General features: G+C 73.1%; 4 protein-coding genes. All 4 read right to left on the reverse strand.

Features of this window, described 5'->3' with window-relative positions:
• Nucleotides 1-101: 101 nt before the first annotated feature.
• The 4 genes from yajC to ruvC all read right to left on the reverse strand — a co-directional run bounded on the left by yajC (nucleotide 102) and on the right by ruvC (nucleotide 3,038).
• On the reverse strand, nucleotides 102-617 hold the full coding sequence (gene yajC / locus ACZ6I3_RS39295) for a preprotein translocase subunit YajC (protein WP_469421120.1): 516 nt from the start codon (nucleotides 615-617) through the stop codon (nucleotides 102-104).
• Between the two features lie 185 nt (nucleotides 618-802).
• Complete coding sequence (gene ruvB, locus ACZ6I3_RS39300; protein WP_469421121.1) at nucleotides 803-1,873, reverse strand: Holliday junction branch migration DNA helicase RuvB; 1,071 nt, start codon at nucleotides 1,871-1,873, stop codon at nucleotides 803-805.
• A 23-nt stretch (nucleotides 1,874-1,896) separates the two neighbouring features.
• Nucleotides 1,897-2,502, reverse strand: a complete 606-nt coding sequence (gene ruvA / locus ACZ6I3_RS39305) for a Holliday junction branch migration protein RuvA (protein ID WP_328337438.1) — start codon at nucleotides 2,500-2,502, stop codon at nucleotides 1,897-1,899.
• Nucleotides 2,499-3,038: a crossover junction endodeoxyribonuclease RuvC gene (gene ruvC / locus ACZ6I3_RS39310; RefSeq protein WP_469421122.1), complete on the reverse strand. Its 540-nt coding sequence runs from the start codon at nucleotides 3,036-3,038 to the stop codon at nucleotides 2,499-2,501. The genes ruvA and ruvC overlap by 4 nt, the downstream gene beginning before the upstream one ends.
• Nucleotides 3,039-3,191 lie beyond the last annotated feature (153 nt).

Consider the following 3,191-nt stretch of genomic DNA (forward strand, 5'->3'; position numbering starts at 1 on the left):
CCAACCGCAACCCCCCCCCCCCCCCCCCCGCCCCCCCCCCCCCCCCCTCCTCCTCCCCCCCCCCCCCCCCCCCCCCCCCCCCCCCCCCCCCCCCCCCACGACTACTTCGCGTCGGAGTCGCCGTCGGTCTTCTTCGGCTCTGCGTCCGTCTTCGCCTCGGCGGCCGGGGTGTCATCGGCCGGGGCGTCGTCGCCGGCCGGCTTGTCGGCCGCTTCCTTCTTGCCGAGGTCGACGGCCTTGTCGTCAGCGCCTTCGTCGGCGGCGGAGTCGTCGGTCCCGGTGAGGGAGGAGGCGTCGTCCGGGACGAGGTCGGCGTCGGACTTCAGATCGTGCTCGATGCCGTGGACGACGCGGTTGTACTCGTCGTCGGAGAGGACGGCACCGATGGCGTTCTTGGCGAAGAGGAGTTCGACGCCCGGACCGGCGTCGACGAGGACGGTGTCCTCGTTCACTTCCTTGACCGTGGCGTAGATGCCCCCGATGGTGCGGACGCCGCTGCCGGGCTGCATCTGGTTCCGCATGTCCACGGCCTGCTGCTGCTTCTTCTTGGCCGACCGGGTCATGAGGAACATGGCCCCGATCAGCACAATGAACGGGAGGAGGGTCAGGAGACTCACGGGTCGGTACTTCCTTCACACGACCGCGCTGTGAGCGGCCAGATGGTTGGGGGTATGTACGCCGCCGACAAAGGCGGCATCGGCGGAGTCTAAGCGAGTCCGCGCGCATGGAACAACGCTCAGCATGGCACCGGGGTTCCTGCTGCGGCCACTGGCCTCGCCGACCCGGAGCGGTGACGGCGCCGTCACGCCCCGAACAGGTCCTGTTGTCCGGTTCCGGTGGTCCGGGACCCGGGCGGGGTGAGGCCGAGATGCGCCCATGCGGCGGGGGTGGCGACCCTGCCGCGCGGGGTGCGGGCCAGCAGTCCTTCCCTTACCAGGAAGGGCTCGGCCACCTCCTCCACGGTCTCACGCTCCTCCCCCACCGCGACCGCGAGCGTGGACAGACCGACGGGGCCGCCGCCGAACAGCTTGAGCAGGGCTTCCAGGACGCCCCGGTCGAGGCGGTCGAGGCCGCGCTCGTCCACCTCGTAGACGGCGAGGGCGGCCGCCGCGATGTCCTTGGTGATCAACCCGTCGGCCTTGACCTGGGCGTAGTCCCGGACGCGGCGCAGCAGGCGGTTGGCGATACGGGGGGTGCCCCGGGAGCGGCCGGCGATCTCTGCGGCGCCCTCAGGGTCGGTCTCGACCTCCAGGAGGTGGGCCGAGCGGTGGATGACCCGCTCCAGTTCGGCCGGTTCGTAGAACTCCATGTGGGCGGTGAAGCCGAAGCGGTCGCGCAGCGGGGGCGGCAGCAACCCGGCGCGCGTGGTGGCGCCGACCAGGGTGAAGGGGGGCAGCTCCAGAGGGATGGCGGTGGCGCCCGGGCCCTTGCCGACGATGACGTCGACGCGGAAGTCCTCCATCGCCATGTACAGCATCTCCTCGGCGGGCCGGGACATGCGGTGGATCTCGTCGAGGAAGAGGACCTCGCCCTCCTGGAGGGAGGAGAGGATCGCCGCGAGGTCGCCGGCGTGCTGGATGGCGGGGCCCGACGTGATCCGGATGGGGGCGCCCATCTCGGCCGCGATGATCATCGACAGGGTGGTCTTGCCGAGGCCGGGGGCTCCGGAGAGCAGCACATGGTCGGCGGTGGCGCCCCGCGCGCGTGCGGCGCGCAGGACGAGGTCGAGCTGCTCGCGTACCTTCTCCTGGCCGATGAACTCGTCCAGGTCCTTGGGGCGCAGGGCGGCCTCGACGGCCTGGTCCTCACCGTCGGCTGCCGCGCCGACGAGCCGCTCCGCCGCAGGGGCGTCGGTCGTGTCGTCCCAGTTCATGATGTGCCTCGGTGTGTGGGGGTTCAGCGGGCGCGGTTCAGGGTCTGGAGGGCGGCCTTGAGCAACTGACCGACCTGCGGAGCACCCTCGGCGGCCTCGGCCTGCGGAGCCACGGCGGTCACGGCCTCGTCGGCCTCCCGGGTCGCGTATCCGAGGCCGATCAGGGCCGCGTGCAACTGGTCGCGCCAGCCGGTGCTGACCGGCGCGCCGACGGCCGGGGCGCCGAGCGGCTCGCCGAGCCGGTCCTTCAGTTCCAGGAGCAGCTTCTGGGCGCCCTTCTTGCCGATGCCGGGAACGGCGGTGAGCGCCTTCTCGTCGGCGGTGGCGACCGCCCGGCGCAGGGCGTCCGGGGTGTGCACGGCCAGCATCGCCTGGGCGAGTCTCGGTCCCACGCCGCTCGCCGTCTGGAGCAGCTCGAAGGTCTGCCGCTCGTCGTCGTCCGCGAAGCCGTACAGGGTCAGTGAGTCCTCCCGTACGACGAGGGAGGTGTGCAGCTTGGCGGGCCGGCCGATGCGGAGCGTGGACAGGGTGTTCGGCGTGCACTGCACGGCCATGCCGACACCGCCCACCTCGACGACCGCGGCATCGGGAGCGAGCGCGGCGACCGTGCCGCTGACGAAGGCGATCATGCCGTACGGCCTTTCGGAGCTTTGGCGGTGTGCAGGGCGACGGCCTGCTGGAGTCGGTTCTGCGCGGGGGCGCGCCAGATGTGGCAGATGGCGAGGGCGAGGGCGTCGGCCGCGTCGGCGGGCTTGGGCGGTGCGCTGAGCCGGAGCAGGCGGGTCACCATCGCGCCCACCTGGGCCTTGTCGGCCCGGCCGCTGCCGGTGACGGCGGCCTTGACCTCGCTCGGGGTGTGCAGCGCGACAGGGATGCCGCGGCGGGCCGCACAGAGCATGGCGACCGCGCTGGCCTGGGCGGTGCCCATCACCGTACGGACGTTGTGCTGGCTGAAGACGCGCTCCACGGCGACGCACTCCGGCCGATGCTCGTCCAGCCACTGTTCGATGCCCTGCTCGATGGCGACGAGGCGGTGGCCGAGGTCGGCGTCCGCCGGTGTCCGGACGACGCCGACGCCGATCATCGTGAGCGGCCGGCCCGCGACCCCCTCGACGACGCCCACGCCGCAGCGTGTCAGTCCGGGGTCCACCCCGAGTACCCGCACGCGCCCCTCCCCTCGGTGATCTTTGACTTCTCGCCAGGCTATCGGCTGTCACTGACAACGGCGGGGGGGGGGGGGGGGGGGGGGGGGGGGGGGGGGGGGGGGGGGGGGGGGGGGGGGGGGGGGGGGGGGGGGGGGGGGGGGGGGGGGGGGGGG

This window comes from Streptomyces sp. NPDC041940, from assembly GCF_055589465.1.

Excerpts from the sequence above, each read along its gene's own strand:
- ruvB (WP_469421121.1), bottom strand. The coding sequence starts at position 1,873 with ATGAACTGGGACGACACGACCGACGCCCCTGCGGCGGAGCGGCTCGTC.
- ruvA (WP_328337438.1), bottom strand. The coding sequence starts at position 2,502 with ATGATCGCCTTCGTCAGCGGCACGGTCGCCGCGCTCGCTCCCGATGCC.